Consider the following 16,587-nt stretch of genomic DNA (forward strand, 5'->3'; position numbering starts at 1 on the left):
AGATCGGGCGGGGTCTTCGGGCCTCGCCCGTTTTGCTGCCGGAAAGGGACCGTCGGGCGGTCAGGAGAGTTCGTGCCGAGTGCCGTCCGCGACGGCGTGGAGCTTGTCCGGGTTGGCCACGTTGTGGATGGTCGAGATGCGGCCTTCCTGGTCGAAGTCGAAGGTCAGCGTGGCGATCACGCGGTCCGGCCCGCGGAAGACCACGCCCGGGCCGTGGTTGATCCAGGTGAGTTCTGCACGCATCTGCCCGGGCTCGATGCCCTGGTAGGTCACCGTGCCGAGGGTCGCGAACCACTTCGCCACCGTTTCCAGGCCGACGACCGGCTTGAGGGCCTGGCGGACCTTCCCGCCGCCATCGGTCCACAGTGTCACGTCCGGGGAGAGCAGTTCCATGAGGGTGTTGATGTCGCCGCCCGTCGCCGCCGCGAAGAAGCGCTCGGTGACGTCGCGTTGGCGGGCGCGGTCCGCGGTGAAACGGGGTCTGCGGGCCTGGACGTGCTCGCGGGCGCGGTGCGCGGCCTGCCGGACCGCACTCTCCGAGCGTTCCACCGACTGTGCGATCTCCGCGTAGCTGAAGGCGAAGACCTCGTGCAGCACGAAGATCGCGCGTTCCAGGGGGCTCAGTGTCTCTAGGACGACCAGCAGAGCCATGGAGACGGAGTCCGCCGTGGCGACGCTGTCGGTGGTGTCCGGGCCGGTGAGGATCGGCTCGGGAAGCCATGGCCCGATGTAGGTCTCGCGCTGGTGGCGGGTCGAACGAAGCCGGTCCATCGCCAGGTTGGAGACGATCCGGGTCAGGTAGGCCTTGGGGTCGGCGACCTGGGAACGGTCGGCCGCCGACCACTTGAGCCAGGCGTCCTGGACCGCGTCCTCGGCGTCGGCGGCGGTGCCGAGGATGCGGTAGGCGACGGAGAAGAGCAGGGCGCGGTACTGCTGGAAGGCGAGTTGGTCGGGTCCGGCCTGCTGCGGCTGGGTCACTTGGCGCTCCGTATCCGGGTGTAGCGGCCGCCGTGCGGCCAGAGGGCGCCCGAGGCGGGCGTCTTCTTCATGCGGTCGAAGGTCGGCCACGGCGCGGCCGTGACCGTCTCCTTGTACCTGACGGCCAGCTTGCCGGTCAGCACGAGTCGGCGCGGGCTGTCGTCAGGGCGGGTGAACTGCACGACGGCGTCGTTTCGGCCCAGGCTGACGGGTGTGTGGTAGTAGCCGAAGCGGAAGGGCTTGGGCTCCTTTCCGGCCAGTACCCGCAGAATCGAGAGGGCGGCGTGCACCCCGGTGGGCATACCGCTCTGGCAGGTCCCGTGCATCATGCCGTAGCCCTGGCGGATCGCCGCCGCGTCGCCCACGGCGTAGACGTCCGGGTGGGAGACCGAGCGCAGCGCGCTGTCGGTGACCACCCGGCCGCGCTCGTCGACGGCCAGGCCCGCTGCCGCGGCCAGCGGCGAGACCCGGGTGCCGCTGGTCCACAGCACCGCGGCCGCCGGGATGCCGGATCCGTCCGCGAGCTCGACGCCGTCCGGTAGCACCTTGACCACCTCGACGCCGCAGCGCACCCGCACGCCGAGCCGGGCGAGCGCCGAATCCAGGTGGGACCTGGCCTTCGGGTGCATGCTCGCGCCCGGCTCCTGCCGACCCAGCAGCACCACCTGGAGCTCCGGGTGCCGCTCGGCGATCTCCGCGGCGGCCTCGACTCCGGTGAGGCCGCCGCCGCCGACCACGACGGTCCCGCCGTCGAGCCGGGTCAGCCGGTCGGCGAGGAGCGCGGCGTCCTCCGGGCTGTTGAGGGTGTAGGCGTGGTCGTCCACACCGGGGACGGTGACGGTGTCAGCGAGGCTGCCCAGGCCGTAGACCAGGGTGTCGTAGCGCAGGACCCGGGCATCGTCGATCCGGACGGCCTTCGCCGCGGCGTCCACGGCGGTGACCCAGCCACGGACGAAACCGGCCCCGGTGCCGTCCAGCAGCTCCGGGATGTTCATCTCGGCCGTCTCCTGGCCGGTGGCGGTCATGTGCAGTCGGAGCCGCTCGGTGAAGGTGTCGTAGGGGTTGACCAGCGTCACACGCAGGTTCCCCCGCTTCCTGGTGCGAGCCGCGAGCTGGATCGCGGCCGAGAGCCCGGCGTAGCCGGCGCCCAGGACCAGGACCTCGTGCTGCTGTGCTGCTGTCGCGTTCATCGCTCTGCTGCCTCTCGTGCCGGTCGTTCCCGCCGTGCGGACGACCACCAGACGCAAGCTGCCCCTGTGTTCGTGACACGGAAACGATGTGGCTCGTGTCACATCGCGGCACGCCGCCTTCAACCATGATCAAACTGGCCCCTGCACGGGAACCGACGGGGACAGCAGGAGCCCCAAGGTGCCGACGCGCACGTCAAATCCGTGTGCAAGCCGGCCGGCCGACAGCGGCACTTTCCGCTTTCCGTAAAGACGTGTGGGGCCTTCCCGGACGCTTTCCGGGAGGGCCCCACGCTGAATACGGGACGTCAGTGCCTGAAGGCGTCCTTCGTCTTTTCCTTCGCTTCCCGCGCATCGCCCTTGGCCTGGGCGGCCTGCCCCTCGGCGACCATGCGCTCGTTGCCGACGACACGCCCGACGGTCTCCTTGGCCTTGCCCTCGGCCTGCTCGGTCTTCGCCTTGGCCTTCTCGCCGGCACTCATCGAACGCCTCCTTGTCGTTTGGGGTCCGCTGTCGCGGTACACCCACCGGTGCCCCAGCACCCCCTTCATAAACAAGGCACATCCAGCGAATGCCACTTAATAGCCGGGGCATACGGCGGTCAGGAGGTTGATAACTATGGTTCCCCTGCTTCTTGTTCTTCTGCTCGCGTTGGTTCTGTTCGGTGCCGGTTTCGCTCTGAAGGCCCTGTGGTGGGTCGCGGTCATCGTTTTGGCGGTCTGGCTTCTCGGGTTCGTGATGCGTTCCACCCATGCCGGCGGCGGCCGTGGCCGCTGGTACCGGTGGTGACCTGACCACACAGCAGCCTGCAGAAAGAGGGGGCCCGGCCCGGCCCCCTCTGTGGGTGGTGTCGTGAACTGGGCGTCGGTCCAGACGCCACCGGGCGGTCGGTGTTCGGCGTCATCGCCTCCGGCGGCGTTCCGTCGTCAGGTGCCAGGCCAGGTTTCCGGCTGCCGCGCCCGCCGCCACCGTCGCGACGATCACGCCGGCCGTGGCCAGGCCGTCGCTGAAGAGGTGGGGGCGGCGGTCGAGGCTGTGGAGGCCGAAGCCGCACAGTTCGTAGACACCGGTGGCGGCGATCACGAGGCTCACGACGAGCACGGTGAGTGTGGGCGCCATCTGGCGGAGCCGTTCCTCTTCCCGCGTTCGGGTCCCTGTACTCGTCCCGGCACTCTGCATGTTTCCCCCGTGAACAGACTCATCGCCTTCGGCAGTTGGGAAACTACAGTACGTAGGGGCCCGCGGGTGTCAGCCGAAGCGGCCCGCCACGTAGTCCGCGGTGCGCTGGTCGACCGGCGAGCCGAACATCTGCTCCGTCGAGCCGTGCTCGACGATGCCCGCCCGGCGTGCCCTGTTCGGCCAGGAAGAACGCGCACTGCTGGGACACCCGCGCCGCCTGCTGCATGTTGTGGGTGACGATCACGACCGCCTGCCCGGCCAGCTCGTGGATCGTCTCTTCGACGCGGCGCGTGGACGTGGGGTCGAGCGCCGAGCAGGGCTCGTCCATCAGCAGTACCCGGGGCCGTACCGCCAGCGCGCGAGCGATTCACAGGCGCTGTTGCTGTCCGCCGGAGAGCGCGCCGCCGGGCTGGCGCAGCGCACCTCCTTCCACAGGCCCGCGCGGGTCAGCGACTCCTCGACCAGCTCGTCCCTCTCGCGGCGGCTCGCCCGCGTGCCCGTCAGCTTCAGGCCCGCCACCACGTTGTCGTAGATCGACATCGCCGGGAACGGGTTGGGCTTCTGGAAGACCACGCCGATCCGATGATGCCGCCCTTGCCGTAGGGCAGGACCACCGCGCGGATCATGCCCCAGCGGGTGGTCCCGAGGGCGTACGCTCCCTCGCGCTCACCGGCCGGCGCCTGGGTGAACACCTCGCGCATCACCGAGCACTGGATCGGCGCGACCATCAGCGCGACGACGATCCCGGCGATGAACGTGGACGCCGTGTAGACCCTCTCGGAGGCCAGCGGCTCGCCCGGCTGGGTGCCGTCCACCTTGAGGAACGGGATCCACCCGAACCAGTCGGACAGCCAGCGCGACAGCCCGATCACGTGCTGCTGGAGGAAGAACAGCCCCCACAGGCCGTACACCAGTGGTGCCGCGCGGAGAGAGTCAATAGCGGGTTTCTTGCGACGCGGCCCGACGCATGTGGCGATTTCGTGAACGGTCATGCCATTTCGGTGGGGACAATGTGTGTGACCCCGTCAGGACGCCTCGCTCAGGACCCGCTCAGGACGCCCCGCGCCCGCCGTCCACCATGAAGCCGATGGTGAAGCCGATGACCGAACCGCCCCCCTCCCGCCGGTAGGCGAACGGCGCCCCGCCGTGCGCCATGGCCACCTCCCGGACGATGGAAAGGCCGAGGCCGGAGCCGGGCAGGGAACGGGCGTCGGCGGCCCGGTAGAAGCGGTCGAAGATGCGGATCAGGTCCCCGTCGGTGATTCCGGGCCCCCGGTCGAGGACCTCCACCCGCACCGGGCCGTGCCGCGCGGGCCCGGCGACGTTGACCTCGATGGGCCCCGTGCCGTCGCGGTCGAACTTGGCCGCGTTCTCCACGAGGTTGGAGATGGCTCGCTGGAGCATGCCGGGCCGCCCGTCGGTGCTCGTGTCACCGCTCGCCCGCAGCACGATCGCGCGCCCGGTGCGCCGCCGGGCCAGCCCCACGACGTCCTCCGCGAGGTCCGCGAGGTCGACCCGCTGCGACGGCTCGCTGTCCGACTGCCCGGCCGCGAGGTCGACCAGTTCATTGACCAGGTCGGTCAGTTCGCGCGCCTCCTGGGTCAGGTCGGCGACCAGTTCCTCCCGGGTGGCGGGCGGCAGCTCGTCGATCCGGCGCAGCAGCGAGATGTTGGTGCGCAGCGAGGTCAGCGGGGTGCGCAGTTCGTGCCCCGCGTCCTGGACCAGCCGGCGCTGGTCCTCCTCCGACTGGGCGAGCCGCCCCAGCATCCGGTCGAAGGCCCGGCCGAGCCGCCCGACCTCGTCCATCCCGGCGACCGGCACCTCGATGCCCAGCCGGCGGGTGCGGGCGACGTTCTCGGCGGCCGAGGTGAGCACGACCAGCCGCCGAGTGATACGGCGGGCCAGCCACCAGCCGAACAGCCCCGCGGCGACGACGACGGCCGCCATCAGCGAGAGCGTGCGCTGCTGGAGCGCCCGCAGCAGGTCCTCGGTGTCGCTGAACTCCTGCGCGACCTGCACCGCGCCCCGCCCCTCGCCGAGCGACACGGTGGCGACGCGGAACAGGTCCTCGCCGACCCGGACGTCCTTGTGCTGGGCCGTCCGGCCGGCCGCGCCCGTGGTTGCCATGGCCCGGTCGCGGGAGGTGACGGGCAGCACCGGGTTGCCGTGGTCCACGATCTGCCCCCGTGCCCCGAGCACCTGTACGTCGGTCCGGGCCGGGCGTACCAGGTCGTGCCCCGGCCGGGAGGAACTGAAGTCCTCGGGGACCATCCTCTGCTGCCGTACCTCGCCCTGGACGTCCTGCACGACCTCGGTGAACACCGACTGCTGGTCGACGCGTACCAGCCGGGCGGCGGCGCTGTAGGACAGGATGCCGACGAGGACGGTGACGGCGGCGGTGACGGCCGCGAAGGACACCGCGAAGGTGGTGCGCAGCGACGCCAGCCCCGGCCGCCGCCGGGCCAGCAGCCGTCGCGTCCGCCCCAGGCGGCTCACTAGTCCTCCCGCAGCACGTATCCGACGCCGCGCACGGTGTGGATGAGCTGCGGAGCGCCGGGCTGGTCGAGCTTGCGGCGCAGGTAGCCGACGTAGACGGCGAGGTTCTTGGAGCCGGGCCCGAAGTCGTAGCCCCAGATCCGGTCGTAGATGGTGGAGTGGTCGAGCACGATCTCCGCGTTGCGCACGAGCAGTTCCAGCAGCTCGAACTCGGTGCGGGTCAGCTCCAGCTCCCGCCCACCGCGCCAGGCGCGGCGCGCCTGGAGGTCCATGCGCAGCCCCGCCGCCTCCAGCTGCCGACCGGGGATCTGCGGCTCCCTGACCGGCTCGGCACCACCACCGGCAGCGCCACCGCCGCCATTGCCGCCGCCATTGGTGCCGGTACCGCCGTCGGCACCGGCCGGGCTGGTGCGGCGCAGCAGCGCGCGCAGCCGGGCGAAGACCTCCTCGACGTCGAACGGCTTGACCACGTAGTCGTCGGCGCCCGCGTCGAGTCCCGCGATGCGGTCGGCGGTCTCGACCAGCGCGGTGAGCATCAGGATCGGCGTGCGGTCACCCTCGGCACGCAGCACCCGGCACACCTGGAGCCCGTCGATGCCGGGCATCATGACGTCGAGGACGAGCACGTCGGGCGGGGTGCGATGGACCTGCGCCAGCGCCTCGACGCCGTCGGCGACCGCGGTCACCCGATAGCCCTCCAGGGTCAGGGCACGCTCCAGGGCATGACGGATGGCACGGTCGTCCTCGGCGAGCAGCACAGTCTGGGGCACGCTTCCAGTCTGCCAAGACGCCAGGCCGCCGGGCCCGGCCGAACGGGCCCGCGGCCACCCTTTTTACCCGGCTCTCACCGTCGCCGACCCGTCGCCGACCCGTCACCGAGGGGCTGCGGCTCAGGAGCCGCCCAGCCGCGCCAGCTGCGCCTCGAACGGCAGGACCTCGACGGCGGCCCGCGGCCGTGTCACCGAGAGTCCCTCGGTCAGCGCGACGAGCTCCCCCGCCGCCCGTTCGATCCGCTCCGGCAGTCCTTGTGCTCCCCAGTCCTCCGAGGCGGCGTACACCCCGGTCGGCACGATCACCGCCCGCAGGTGGGCGAAGAGCGGACGCAGCGCGTGTTCCAGCACCAGGGAGTGCCGGGCGGTACCGCCGGTGGCGGCGATCAGCACGGGTTTGCCGGTCAGCGCGTCCTCGTCCAGGACGTCGAAGAAGGACTTGAACAGCCCGCTGTACGACGCCGAGAACACCGGGGTGACGACGATCAGCCCGTCGGCGTCCGTGACGGCGTCCAGGGCCGCGGTGAGGGCGCGTCCCGCGAAGCCGTTGGTGAAGTTGTGGGCGATCTCCACGGCGAGTTCGCGCACCTCGATGACCTGCACTTCCGCCGGGGTCTGCCGTCCCACGGCGGCGGTCAGCCGGTCGGCGAGCAGCCGCGTGGACGACGGGACCCCCAGTCCGGCCGAGACGACGACGAGCTTCATGCTCCGGTCACCCCACTCTTCTCGGTGCTGTTCTCAGTGCTGTTCCCGGTGTTGATCTCGGCGTTCTTCAGCCGGAGCAGGGACTCGTGGGTGGGCGCGTCGGGAACGTCCGCCGGGCGGCCCTTCGCGAACTCCGCCCGCAGGACCGGCACGACTTCCTCGCCGAGGAGGTCGAGCTGTTCGAGGACGGTCTTCAGTGGCAGCCCGGCGTGGTCCATCAGGAACAGCTGGCGCTGGTAGTCGCCGGCGTACTCGCGGAAGCCGAGGGTCCGCTCGATCACCTGCTGCGGCGAGCCGACGGTGAGCGGGGTCTGCTCGGTGAAGTCCTCCAGGGAGGGGCCATGGCCGTAGACGGGCGCGTTGTCGAAGTAGGGCCGGAACTCGCGCACGGCGTCCTGCGAGTTCCTCCGCATGAACACCTGGCCGCCGAGGCCGACGATCGCCTGCTCGGGGGTGCCGTGGCCGTAGTGCGCGAACCGCTTCCGGTAGAAGTCGACCATCCGCTTGGTGTGCTCGGCCGGCCAGAAGATGTTGTTGTGGAAGAAGCCGTCTCCGTAGTACGCGGCCTGCTCGGCGATCTCCGGGGAGCGGATGGAGCCGTGCCAGACGAACGGCGGTACGTCGTCCATGGGCCGGGGGGTGGACGTGAAGCCCTGGAGCGGCGTGCGGAACTTGCCCTCCCAGTCGACGACGTCCTCGCGCCACAGGCGACGCAGCAGGGCGTAGTTCTCGACGGCGAGGTTGATTCCCTCCCGGATGTCCTGCCCGAACCAGGGGTAGACCGGGCCGGTGTTGCCTCGGCCCATCATCAGGTCGACGCGGCCGTCGGCCAGGTGCTGGAGCATCGCGTAGTCCTCGGCGATCTTCACCGGGTCGTTGGTGGTGATCAGCGTCGTGGACGTGGAGAGGATCAGCTTCTCCGTCCGCGCGGCCATGTAGCCGAGCATCGTGGTCGGGGACGACGGCACGAACGGCGGGTTGTGGTGCTCACCGGTCGCGAAGACGTCCAGGCCGACCTCCTCGGCCTTCAGCGCGATGGCGACCATGGCCTTGATGCGCTCACGCTCGGTCGGCGTGCGGCCCGTGGTGGGGTCCGGGGTGACGTCTCCGACGCTGAATATCCCGAACTGCATGATCGCCTCATCCTCCAGTGATTGACGATTCAACTATACCGTTGGAACCGTCGCCCACTCCCCCGTATTCCACGCGCTGAGGCGGGCCGGGTCACCCGGCCCGCCTCAGAAGGATCATCAGGCATCAGAAGGAGTACGAGTCCCCCGTGTTCAGCACCATCACCCGCGCCTGATCGTTGCTCCGGTCACGGTCCACGGTGCCGTCGCTCCACACCGTGTCGACCTCCATCGTCACCTCCGCCCCGCTCTCCCTCAGCACCACCGACAGCTCCACCGGGCTCCCCGAGCCGTTCGCGGGCAGCGCTCCCGTCCTGCACATCACCACCCGCTCACCCGTACGGACGCACCCGACCGGCAGCGCCTGCCGGTCCGCGAGCGGCGCCGACCAGCGCAGCTCCACGCTCGCGTCCGAAACGGCGACCGGACCGTGGTTGCCCGCGACGAGCCGGACATCCATCCGGTCCCCGGACATGACGGCCGAACCGTGGTACTCCAGGTCGGCCTCCGGCGCGCCACTCGCCCACACGGGCCCGGCGACGGCGACAGCCGTCACGAGTGGCAGCGCACTGCACACAGCAAGCACTCTCGTCCTCGACATGTACGGATGTATCCCACGCACGACCGGGGACAGGCGCCACCCAACAGGTGACACATCCGGCAGGTGGCCCATCAGGCAGGCGGCCCGACAGGCGCCCGATCCGGCAGGCGCCCCATCCGGCGAAGGGCCTGGGCCAGGGCCGGCACCTCCGTCAGGCGGCCCGGCAGGCGCCCCATCCGGCAGGTGCTCCGTCCGGCGAGGAGCCGAGGCCGCCGTGCGAAGCTGCCCGTATGCCGATCATCCGCTCCGCCGCGCTCTTCGTCGTCGCCGCGCTCTTCGAGATCGGCGGGGCGTGGCTCGTCTGGCAGGGTCTGCGTGAGCACCGGGGCTGGCTGTGGGTCACCGGCGGGGTCCTCGCCCTCGGCGCGTACGGCTTCGTGGCCACCTTCCAGCCGGACGCGAACTTCGGTCGCATCCTCGCCGCGTACGGCGGGATCTTCGTGGGCGGTTCGATCCTCTGGGGCGTGGTCGCGGACGGCTTCCGGCCGGACCGCTGGGACATCACCGGCGCGCTGATCTGCCTGGCCGGCATGGCTGTGATCATGTGGATGCCGAGGAGCGGAGGCTGACGGCGACGGCCTAGGCTGGTCGGGAAAGCGACCGCACACACGCCCGAGGAGCTTCCCATGGCTGCCGCCGCCCCGTCCGCCGCGTCCCGCATCGCCGTCGTCACCGGTGCGAGCAGTGGCATCGGCGCCGCCACCGCACGGGCGCTCGCCGAAGCCGGCTACCGCGTCGTACTCACCGCCCGCCGCAAGGACCGTATCGAGGCGGTGGCGGAGGAGATCAACGCGGCCGGGCACTCGGCGACGGCGTACCCGCTGGACGTGACGGACCGCGCGGCGGTGGACGAGTTCGCCTCCGCCTTCAAGACCATCGGCGTCCTGGTCAACAACGCGGGGGGCGCGCTCGGTGCCGACCCGGTGGCCACCGGTGACCCGGCACACTGGCGCACGATGTACGAGACGAACGTCATCGGCACCCTCAACCTGACCCAGGCCCTGCTCCCGGGCCTGGAGGCGAGCGGCGACGGCACGGTGGTCGTCGTGTCCTCCACCGCCGGTCACGGCACCTACGAGGGCGGCGCGGGCTATGTCGCCGCCAAGCACGGCGCCCACATCCTGGCCGAGACCCTGCGCCTGGAGCTCGTCGGCAAGCCGCTCCGGGTCGTCGAGATCGCCCCCGGCCTGGTCAAGACCGAGGAGTTCGCGCTGACCCGCTTCGACGGCGACGCCGAAAGGGCGGCGAAGGTGTACGCGGGTGTCCCCGACCCGCTCACCGCCGAGGACGTCGCCGAGACCATCACCTGGGCGGTGACCCGCCCCAGCCACGTCAACGTGGACCTCATGATCGTGCGCCCCCGCGCCCAGGCGTCGAACACGAAGATCCACCGGGAGCAGTGAGGGACCGCAACGGTCCGTGAACCGGGTGAAGATCCGCTTCGGCCAGAATCAGGGCCATGGATCGACACATCCCGTTCGAGAAGCTGCACAACTTCCGTGACCTGGGCGGCTATCCGACCGCCGACGGCCGTCACCGCGTCCGCCCCGGCCTCCTCTACCGGTCCGACTCCCTGGGCAAGCTGACCGAGGGCACCTCGGACTGGGACCGCTTCCTCTCCCTGGGCGTCGGCGCGGTGCTGGACCTGCGCCACCCCTGGGAGGCCGACACCGCCGGCCGCGTCCCCGCGCATCCCTCCCTCGCCTACCACAACCTCAGCATCGAGCACCGCCCGTACGACCAGGCGTCGCTGGGCCCCGACGTCGACCCGGGCCCCTATCTCTCCGAGCGCTTCATGGAGGTGGCGGAGGACGGTACGAAGGAGATGGCCAGGGCCCTGGAACTGATCGCGGACTCGGCGGCCGCCGCCACTCCGCTGGTCTTCCACTGCGCCTCGGGCAAGGACCGGACGGGCCAACTGGCCGCCGTCGTCCTGACGTTGCTGGGCATCGCGGAAACGACGGTCGTCGAGGACTTCACCCTCACGGAACTCGCGACCCCGGCGTTGCTGGCCGACTGGCGTCGGCGCAACGACGGCCGCAGCCCGGCGTGGCCCGCCTTCGGCCGGACCCCGGCCCCGGTGATGCGCCTGTTCCTGGCGGCGATGAGATCCCGCTACGGCTCGATAGAGGCCTACGTCACCCACACCCTGGGGCTGGACGCACCGGCCCTCACCGAGTCCCTCCGCGCGAACCTGCTGGAACCGGCCCCCACCGCCCACCCGCCGCTGACCTACCGCAGGGCGACCGCGTCCGACGCGGCCCTCCTGGTCCGCCTCCACGGCACGGCGGCCCTCTGGCAGCTGGCCCGGGGCATCGACCAGTGGAAGCCGGGCGAGAAGGACGAGGCCCACTTCCGCACCCGCATGCGCGAGGGCGAGGTCTGGCTGGCCCACGCCGACGGACGCCCGGCGGGCGCCTTCGAACTGTGGTGGGACGACCCGGCCGCCTGGGGCCCGCGCCCCGCCGACGCCGGCTACATCCACCGCCTGATGATCACCCCGCACACCGCCCCGCCCGCCGCCGGCCGCCGCATGCTCACCGAGGCCGAGTCCCGCATAGCGGCCACGGGCCGCCGCTACGCCCGCCTCGACTGCCTGTCCACCAACCCCCGCCTGCGCGCCTACTACGAGTCGGCGGGCTACACGGTGGTCGGCGAACAGAAGTCCAAGGACGGCGGCACGGGTGCCCCGTACGCGGTGACACTCCTGGAGAAGCGGCTCCGCGACTAGGGCCTGTCGCGTACTAGCCCTTCACACAGATGAACTGCTTCAGCTTCGCCACGACCTCGACCAGGTCGCGCTGCTGCTCCATCACCTGCTCGATCGGCTTGTAGGCGCCCGGGATCTCGTCCACGACGCCGGAGTCCTTGCGGCACTCCACGCCTCGCGTCTGCTCCTCCAGGTCCTTCGTCGTGAAGCGGCGCTTGGCCGCGTTGCGGCTCATGCGCCGCCCGGCGCCGTGCGAGGCCGAGTTGAACGACTTCTCGTTGCCGAGGCCCTTCACGATGTACGAGCCGGTGCCCATCGAGCCGGGGATGATCCCGTACTCGCCGGAGCCCGCGCGGATGGCGCCCTTGCGGGTGACGAGCAGGTCCATGCCCTCGTAACGCTCCTCCGCCACGTAGTTGTGGTGGCAGGAGATCTCCGGCTCGAAGGTCGGCTTCGCCTTCTTGAACTCCTTGCGGACCACGTCCTTCAGGAGCGCCATCATGAGCGTGCGGTTGTACTTGGCGTACTCCTGCGCCCAGAAAAGGTCGTTGCGGTAGGCCGCCATCTGCGGGGTGTCCGAGACGAAGACCGCGAGGTCGCGGTCGACCAGGTCCTGGTTGTGCGGCAGCTTCTGCGCCACGCCGATGTGGTGGTCGGCGAGTTCCTTGCCGATGTTGCGGGATCCGGAGTGCAGCATGAGCCACACGGAGTCGGACGTGTCGAGGCAGAACTCGACGAAGTGGTTTCCGCTGCCCAGCGTCCCGATCTGCTTGCGCGCCCGCTCCTCCCGGAACCTCACCTCCTCGGCGATCCCGTCGAACCGGCCCCAGAACCCGTCCCACCCACCGGTGGCGAGCCCGTGCAGCCGCTCCGGGTCCACCGGGTCGTCGTGCATCCCCCGGCCCACCGGAATCGCCTGCTCGACCTTCGAGCGCAGCCCGGACAGGTCGCCCGGCAGGTCGTTGGCGGTCAGGGACGTCTTCACCGCCGACATTCCGCAGCCGATGTCCACACCCACCGCCGCGGGGCACACGGCCCCCCGCATCGCGATCACCGAACCGACGGTCGCGCCCTTGCCGAAGTGGACGTCCGGCATCACGGCCAGGCCCTTGATCCACGGCAGGGTCGCCACGTTCTGGAGCTGGCGCAGGGCCACGTCCTCGACCGACGCGGGGTCGGTCCACATCCGGATCGGGACCTTCGCGCCCGGCATCTCCACGTACGACATACGTTCCTCGCTCCCCGACATACACAACAAAAGTCTGAATAACTGCAAAACGCAAAAGCGGGACCAAAGTCGGCGAAATGGGACAGGGGACCGGCATCCACAGCAGTGCGTGCGATACACATTGTCTGCGGGTGCCACCCCGCACCGGCAAGCGAATATCCAGCGGCTGGCCGACGAGACGAGAGGACCTGCCCGTGCAGCGGAAGGCGTACGCAACCGGCGTCACCACCGGCATCGCCGCCCTTCTCGCGGCCCTGCTGGCGGGCTGCTCCGGAGGCTCGCAGGACCACGGTCCGACGGACAACGCCAACCCCGGCGACACCGCCAGGGCCACCTCCGCCGCCCAGCCCGGCAAGTACCGCACCCTTCCCGAGGCGTGCGCCGCGGTGCAGCACGACTCCCTCGACGACCTGCTGCCCGGGATCCGCGAGATCACCGACCCGGAGCAGCGGGACCGCGCCTACCAGGGCGACGCGACACTGACGTACGACACCGACCGCAAGGTGGGCTGCCGCTGGAAGGTGGAGTCCACCGGGAAGACCGACCATCTGCTGGTCGACTTCGAGCGGGTCGTGTCCTATGACAGCACGGTCAGTGACGACAGCCAGGCCGGGCAGCTCTACGCCACCCGGCAGACCGCGGCCGACCTGCCCGCCCCCGCGCCCACCACCGCGGCGCCGACGTCTTCCGGCGCGCCCTCCGCCACCTCCTCCCCCACGGGCACCGCCTCGGCACCCCCGCCCGCCTCCTCTTCTGCTTCCTCGTCCGGTTCCTCCCCCGGTTCCCCCGGCACCGCCCCGGTCGACCTCCAGCCGCGCGTCCTGGACGATCTGGGCGACGAGGCGTACATCGACGACAAGCTGAGCAGCTCGGGTTCGACGGCGGAACAGCGCACCGTGACTGTGGTCTTCCGCACGTCCAACGTGATCGTCACGATCCAGTACGACGAGCAGCCGACGACCGTGGGCATGGTCCCGGACAGCGAGGAAATGCAGGACAGGGCCAGGAAACTGGCCGGAGCCCTGGACGACACCCTGGCCGGTTAGCGGCCCCGCGGGCCGCCTCGGGGGCCGTGGGCAAAGGCCGTGAACCGGAGCCGCACCACCCGGTCACCGCGTACGGTGGCCCCTCGGACCCCGATCCGACCGCAGGAAACCAGAGCGTCGTGAGTGAAGGAACCATGCAGCGAGCAGCCCAGCGAGACGACCGAGACGACCAGCGTGCCCAGCGTGACCGGCGAGCGGGACGGCTGCGCCGCGCCCTCGTCTGCGCGGCCGCCGTCCCCGTGGTGTTCGCGGCGGCCGCCTGTTCCTCGGACTCCGGCTCGGACGCCAAGGACAGCACCGGCGCCGGGCAGACGGTGGACAACAGCTCCGGCGACTCGTCGGTGAACGCGTCACCCAGCGTGGCCGCGGCGGCCTTCAAGAAGCTGCCGGAGCCCTGCGCGGCCCTGACCGCGAAGACGCTCGACGAACTGGCGCCCGGAGCGGCGAAGAAGGGCAAGGCGTCCCGCTCGGACGACACCGCCTCCCGGGCCGGCTGCTCCTGGAGCAGCCTGGACAACAACGGCGTGAAGGGCTCCCAGTTCCGCTGGCTGAACGTGTCCCTGAACCGCTTCGACTCCTCCGCCGGGCGCGGCTCGGGCGAGGAGCAGGCGAAGGCGTACTACGCGAAGCAGGTGAGCAGCGCCAAGGCGGTGCCCGGCGCCAAGAACACCAAGTCGGAGTCGGTCGCCGGGGCGGGCGACGAGGCGACGGCGGTGCGTTACGACCTGAAGAAGAAGGAAGGCGCCTTCAAGCAGCAGACGGTCGTGGTGCGCGTCGAGAACGCCGTCGTCACCCTCGACTACAACGGCGCGGGCCTGGCGGGCGAGAAGGCCCCGGACGCCGTCGCCCTGACGAAGTCCGCGGAGAAGGCGGCCAAGGAGGCCGCGGCCTCGGTGGCGGCGGCGAACGGCCGTGGCACGGCCCCCGGCTCCGGCTCGGATTCGGGCAAGGCTTCGCCCACGCCGTCCAAGTCGGCGTCCAAGTCGGCGAAGCCGTCCCCTTCCACGTCCGCGAAGGCCTCCCCCTCCAAGTCTGCGTCCAAGAAGAGCTGACCGTCACACCCGACGGACAACACCCGGTTCAACCAGGACATTTAGCGGAGTCCGGCCCTCCGGGGGGCCGGACTCCTGCCGTACCGGCGCCACACTCTCCGCACACGTGTGCCACTCTGTTGCGCGCACCAACAGGCAAGGGGAGGGGAGTGACGCGTGTCCGCGCCACCACCACAGCTGACTCGCATGCACCGCGTTCTCATCGGCGTGGTCGTCTCCGGAGCCCTGATCATCGCCGGGATCGGTTTCGCCGGCTCGTATGCGGCGGTCCGTGAGCTGGCGATCAAGAAGGGCTTCGGGAACTTCTCCTACGTCTTCCCGATCGGCATCGACGCGGGCATCTGTGTCCTGCTCTCCCTCGATCTGCTGCTGACCTGGATCCGTATCCCCTTCCCGCTGCTGCGCCAGACGGCCTGGCTGCTGACGGCGGCCACGATCGCCTTCAACGGCGCGGCCGCCTGGCCGGACCCGCTGGGTGTGGGCATGCACGCGGTGATCCCGGTGCTGTTCGTGGTCTCCGTGGAGGCGGCCCGGCACGCGATCGGCCGTATCGCCGACATCACCGCCGACAAGCACATGGAGGGCGTCCGGCTCACCCGCTGGCTGCTCTCGCCGGTGCCGACGTTCCTGCTGTGGCGCCGGATGAAGCTGTGGGAGCTGCGCTCCTACGAGCAGGTGATCAAGCTGGAGCAGGAACGTCTCGTCTACCAGGCCCGCCTCCGCTCCCGCTTCGGCCGGGCCTGGCGGCGCAAGGCGCCGGTGGAGTCCCTGATGCCGCTGCGTCTGGCCCGCTACGGCCTCCCGCTCGCGGAGACGGCCCCGGCGGGCCTGGCCGCGGCGGGCATAGAACCCGCGGTGCTGCCCCCGGCGACGCCCACCGCACCGGAACCGGACGCCGCCGCGGCGCCGTCCGGTGCGAACCGCCCCGAGCTGACCGGCCGGAGCGCCGTACCGCCGCAGGGCGCGCAGGCCCAGCAGGCACCGCAGACTCAGCAGGTTCAGCAGGTCCCGGACGAGCAGAGCCCGTGGTTCCAGGCCCCGCGGTACGCCGACTACCACGGCGGCTACGACCCCGCCTACGACCCGGACCAGGCCTGGTACGCCGAACAGCAGCAGGCCGAGCAGTACGCCGAGCCGTACTACGACGACCGGGAACAGGAACAGGGCCGGGAACAGGAGCAGGAGCCCTCTCCGGAGGAGACGGGCAGCTTTCCCATTCCGGTGAGTCCGGGCCGTACCCGGGAGCTGGGAGAGGGCGGCGGCACCCCGCCGTTCGAGCCGGACGAGGAGGCCTACTACCAGGTCTTCAAGCAGTCGATCAACGGCAGTTACCCGACCCCGCGCGAGTTCGGCGAGAACGTCGACGCCGAGTTCAGCATCGCCCTCGCCGCGGAGGACGCCAAGCGCATGGTCAACCGTTTCACCAACCGCTACAACGCGGAGCTGGAGGACGACCACATCGCCTGAGGCGACAGGCCGGAGAATCAAGGCGAATGAGAGGGGCC

The 16,587-nt window shown here is 70.7% G+C and carries 17 protein-coding genes and 1 pseudogene; 7 read left to right on the forward strand and 11 right to left on the reverse strand.

Annotated features, from left to right (window positions below; translation table 11 throughout):
* Positions 1 to 60: 60 nt before the first annotated feature.
* The 3 genes from ACIPK3_RS31665 to ACIPK3_RS31675 form a co-directional block, all read right to left on the reverse strand.
* Positions 61 to 978 (reverse strand): RNA polymerase sigma-70 factor, encoded by a 918-nt coding sequence (locus tag ACIPK3_RS31665; protein WP_402575261.1) that lies wholly within the window; start codon positions 976 to 978, stop codon positions 61 to 63.
* Positions 975 to 2,168 carry an NAD(P)/FAD-dependent oxidoreductase gene (locus ACIPK3_RS31670; protein ID WP_402575263.1) on the reverse strand — a complete coding sequence of 398 codons (1,194 nt, stop codon included), beginning with the start codon at positions 2,166 to 2,168 and terminating at the stop codon, positions 975 to 977. Before ACIPK3_RS31670 ends, ACIPK3_RS31665 begins: the two co-directional genes overlap by 4 nt.
* A gap of 305 nt (positions 2,169 to 2,473) precedes the next feature.
* Positions 2,474 to 2,647: a CsbD family protein gene (locus ACIPK3_RS31675; protein WP_402575265.1), complete on the reverse strand. Its 174-nt coding sequence runs from the start codon at positions 2,645 to 2,647 to the stop codon at positions 2,474 to 2,476.
* Between the two features lie 136 nt (positions 2,648 to 2,783).
* On the opposite strand from ACIPK3_RS31675, the gene ACIPK3_RS31680 reads away from it, so the two are divergent.
* On the forward strand, positions 2,784 to 2,954 hold the full coding sequence (locus ACIPK3_RS31680; protein WP_402575267.1) for a hydrophobic protein: 171 nt from the start codon (positions 2,784 to 2,786) through the stop codon (positions 2,952 to 2,954).
* Between the two features lie 111 nt (positions 2,955 to 3,065).
* Here ACIPK3_RS31680 and ACIPK3_RS31685 read toward each other — a convergent pair whose 3' ends face one another.
* The 7 genes and pseudogenes from ACIPK3_RS31685 to ACIPK3_RS31715 form a co-directional block, all read right to left on the reverse strand.
* Positions 3,066 to 3,284 carry a hypothetical protein gene (locus tag ACIPK3_RS31685; protein WP_402575269.1) on the reverse strand — a complete coding sequence of 73 codons (219 nt, stop codon included), beginning with the start codon at positions 3,282 to 3,284 and terminating at the stop codon, positions 3,066 to 3,068.
* Positions 3,285 to 3,413: 129 nt separating this feature from the next.
* A pseudogene (locus ACIPK3_RS31690) lies at positions 3,414 to 3,974 on the reverse strand (phosphate ABC transporter ATP-binding protein); the annotation flags it as partial.
* Between the two features lie 420 nt (positions 3,975 to 4,394).
* On the reverse strand, positions 4,395 to 5,831 hold the full coding sequence (locus tag ACIPK3_RS31695; RefSeq protein ID WP_402575336.1) for an ATP-binding protein: 1,437 nt from the start codon (positions 5,829 to 5,831) through the stop codon (positions 4,395 to 4,397).
* Positions 5,832 to 5,839: 8 nt separating this feature from the next.
* Positions 5,840 to 6,598 carry a response regulator transcription factor gene (locus tag ACIPK3_RS31700; RefSeq protein ID WP_402575338.1) on the reverse strand — a complete coding sequence of 253 codons (759 nt, stop codon included), beginning with the start codon at positions 6,596 to 6,598 and terminating at the stop codon, positions 5,840 to 5,842.
* A gap of 132 nt (positions 6,599 to 6,730) precedes the next feature.
* Complete coding sequence (locus ACIPK3_RS31705) at positions 6,731 to 7,315, reverse strand: FMN reductase (RefSeq protein WP_402575270.1); 585 nt, start codon at positions 7,313 to 7,315, stop codon at positions 6,731 to 6,733.
* A complete protein-coding gene (locus ACIPK3_RS31710; protein WP_402575272.1) occupies positions 7,312 to 8,448 on the reverse strand; it encodes an LLM class flavin-dependent oxidoreductase in 1,137 nt (378 codons plus the stop codon). The genes ACIPK3_RS31705 and ACIPK3_RS31710 overlap by 4 nt, the downstream gene beginning before the upstream one ends.
* Positions 8,449 to 8,572: 124 nt before the next feature.
* On the reverse strand, positions 8,573 to 9,001 hold the full coding sequence (locus ACIPK3_RS31715; protein WP_402575274.1) for a hypothetical protein: 429 nt from the start codon (positions 8,999 to 9,001) through the stop codon (positions 8,573 to 8,575).
* Between the two features lie 275 nt (positions 9,002 to 9,276).
* Between ACIPK3_RS31715 and ACIPK3_RS31720 the strand changes: the two genes are divergently transcribed.
* The 3 genes from ACIPK3_RS31720 to ACIPK3_RS31730 are packed head-to-tail and all read left to right on the forward strand — an operon-like array spanning position 9,277 to position 11,777.
* Positions 9,277 to 9,615 carry a YnfA family protein gene (locus ACIPK3_RS31720; RefSeq protein ID WP_402575276.1) on the forward strand — a complete coding sequence of 113 codons (339 nt, stop codon included), beginning with the start codon at positions 9,277 to 9,279 and terminating at the stop codon, positions 9,613 to 9,615.
* Positions 9,616 to 9,672: 57 nt separating this feature from the next.
* Positions 9,673 to 10,449, forward strand: a complete 777-nt coding sequence (locus ACIPK3_RS31725; protein ID WP_402575278.1) for an SDR family NAD(P)-dependent oxidoreductase — start codon at positions 9,673 to 9,675, stop codon at positions 10,447 to 10,449.
* A 56-nt stretch (positions 10,450 to 10,505) separates the two neighbouring features.
* Positions 10,506 to 11,777 (forward strand): GNAT family N-acetyltransferase, encoded by a 1,272-nt coding sequence (locus tag ACIPK3_RS31730; RefSeq protein WP_402575280.1) that lies wholly within the window; start codon positions 10,506 to 10,508, stop codon positions 11,775 to 11,777.
* Positions 11,778 to 11,790: 13 nt separating this feature from the next.
* On the opposite strand, the gene ACIPK3_RS31735 is transcribed toward ACIPK3_RS31730, so the two are convergent.
* On the reverse strand, positions 11,791 to 12,984 hold the full coding sequence (locus ACIPK3_RS31735) for an RtcB family protein (RefSeq protein ID WP_402575281.1): 1,194 nt from the start codon (positions 12,982 to 12,984) through the stop codon (positions 11,791 to 11,793).
* A 194-nt stretch (positions 12,985 to 13,178) separates the two neighbouring features.
* Here ACIPK3_RS31735 and ACIPK3_RS31740 point away from each other — a divergent pair, with 194 nt between their 5' ends.
* The 3 genes from ACIPK3_RS31740 to ACIPK3_RS31750 all read left to right on the forward strand — a co-directional run bounded on the left by ACIPK3_RS31740 (position 13,179) and on the right by ACIPK3_RS31750 (position 16,549).
* Positions 13,179 to 14,030, forward strand: coding sequence for a DUF3558 domain-containing protein (locus tag ACIPK3_RS31740; protein WP_402575282.1), 852 nt, complete (start codon positions 13,179 to 13,181; stop codon positions 14,028 to 14,030).
* Between the two features lie 134 nt (positions 14,031 to 14,164).
* Positions 14,165 to 15,082 carry a DUF3558 domain-containing protein gene (locus ACIPK3_RS31745; RefSeq protein WP_402575284.1) on the forward strand — a complete coding sequence of 306 codons (918 nt, stop codon included), beginning with the start codon at positions 14,165 to 14,167 and terminating at the stop codon, positions 15,080 to 15,082.
* Positions 15,083 to 15,268: 186 nt separating this feature from the next.
* Positions 15,269 to 16,549: a DUF2637 domain-containing protein gene (locus ACIPK3_RS31750; RefSeq protein ID WP_402575285.1), complete on the forward strand. Its 1,281-nt coding sequence runs from the start codon at positions 15,269 to 15,271 to the stop codon at positions 16,547 to 16,549.
* The last annotated feature ends 38 nt before the right edge of the window (positions 16,550 to 16,587 follow it).

It is taken from the genome of Streptomyces sp. NPDC086787 (assembly GCF_044745865.1).
In the GTDB taxonomy this organism is placed as follows: domain Bacteria; phylum Actinomycetota; class Actinomycetes; order Streptomycetales; family Streptomycetaceae; genus Streptomyces.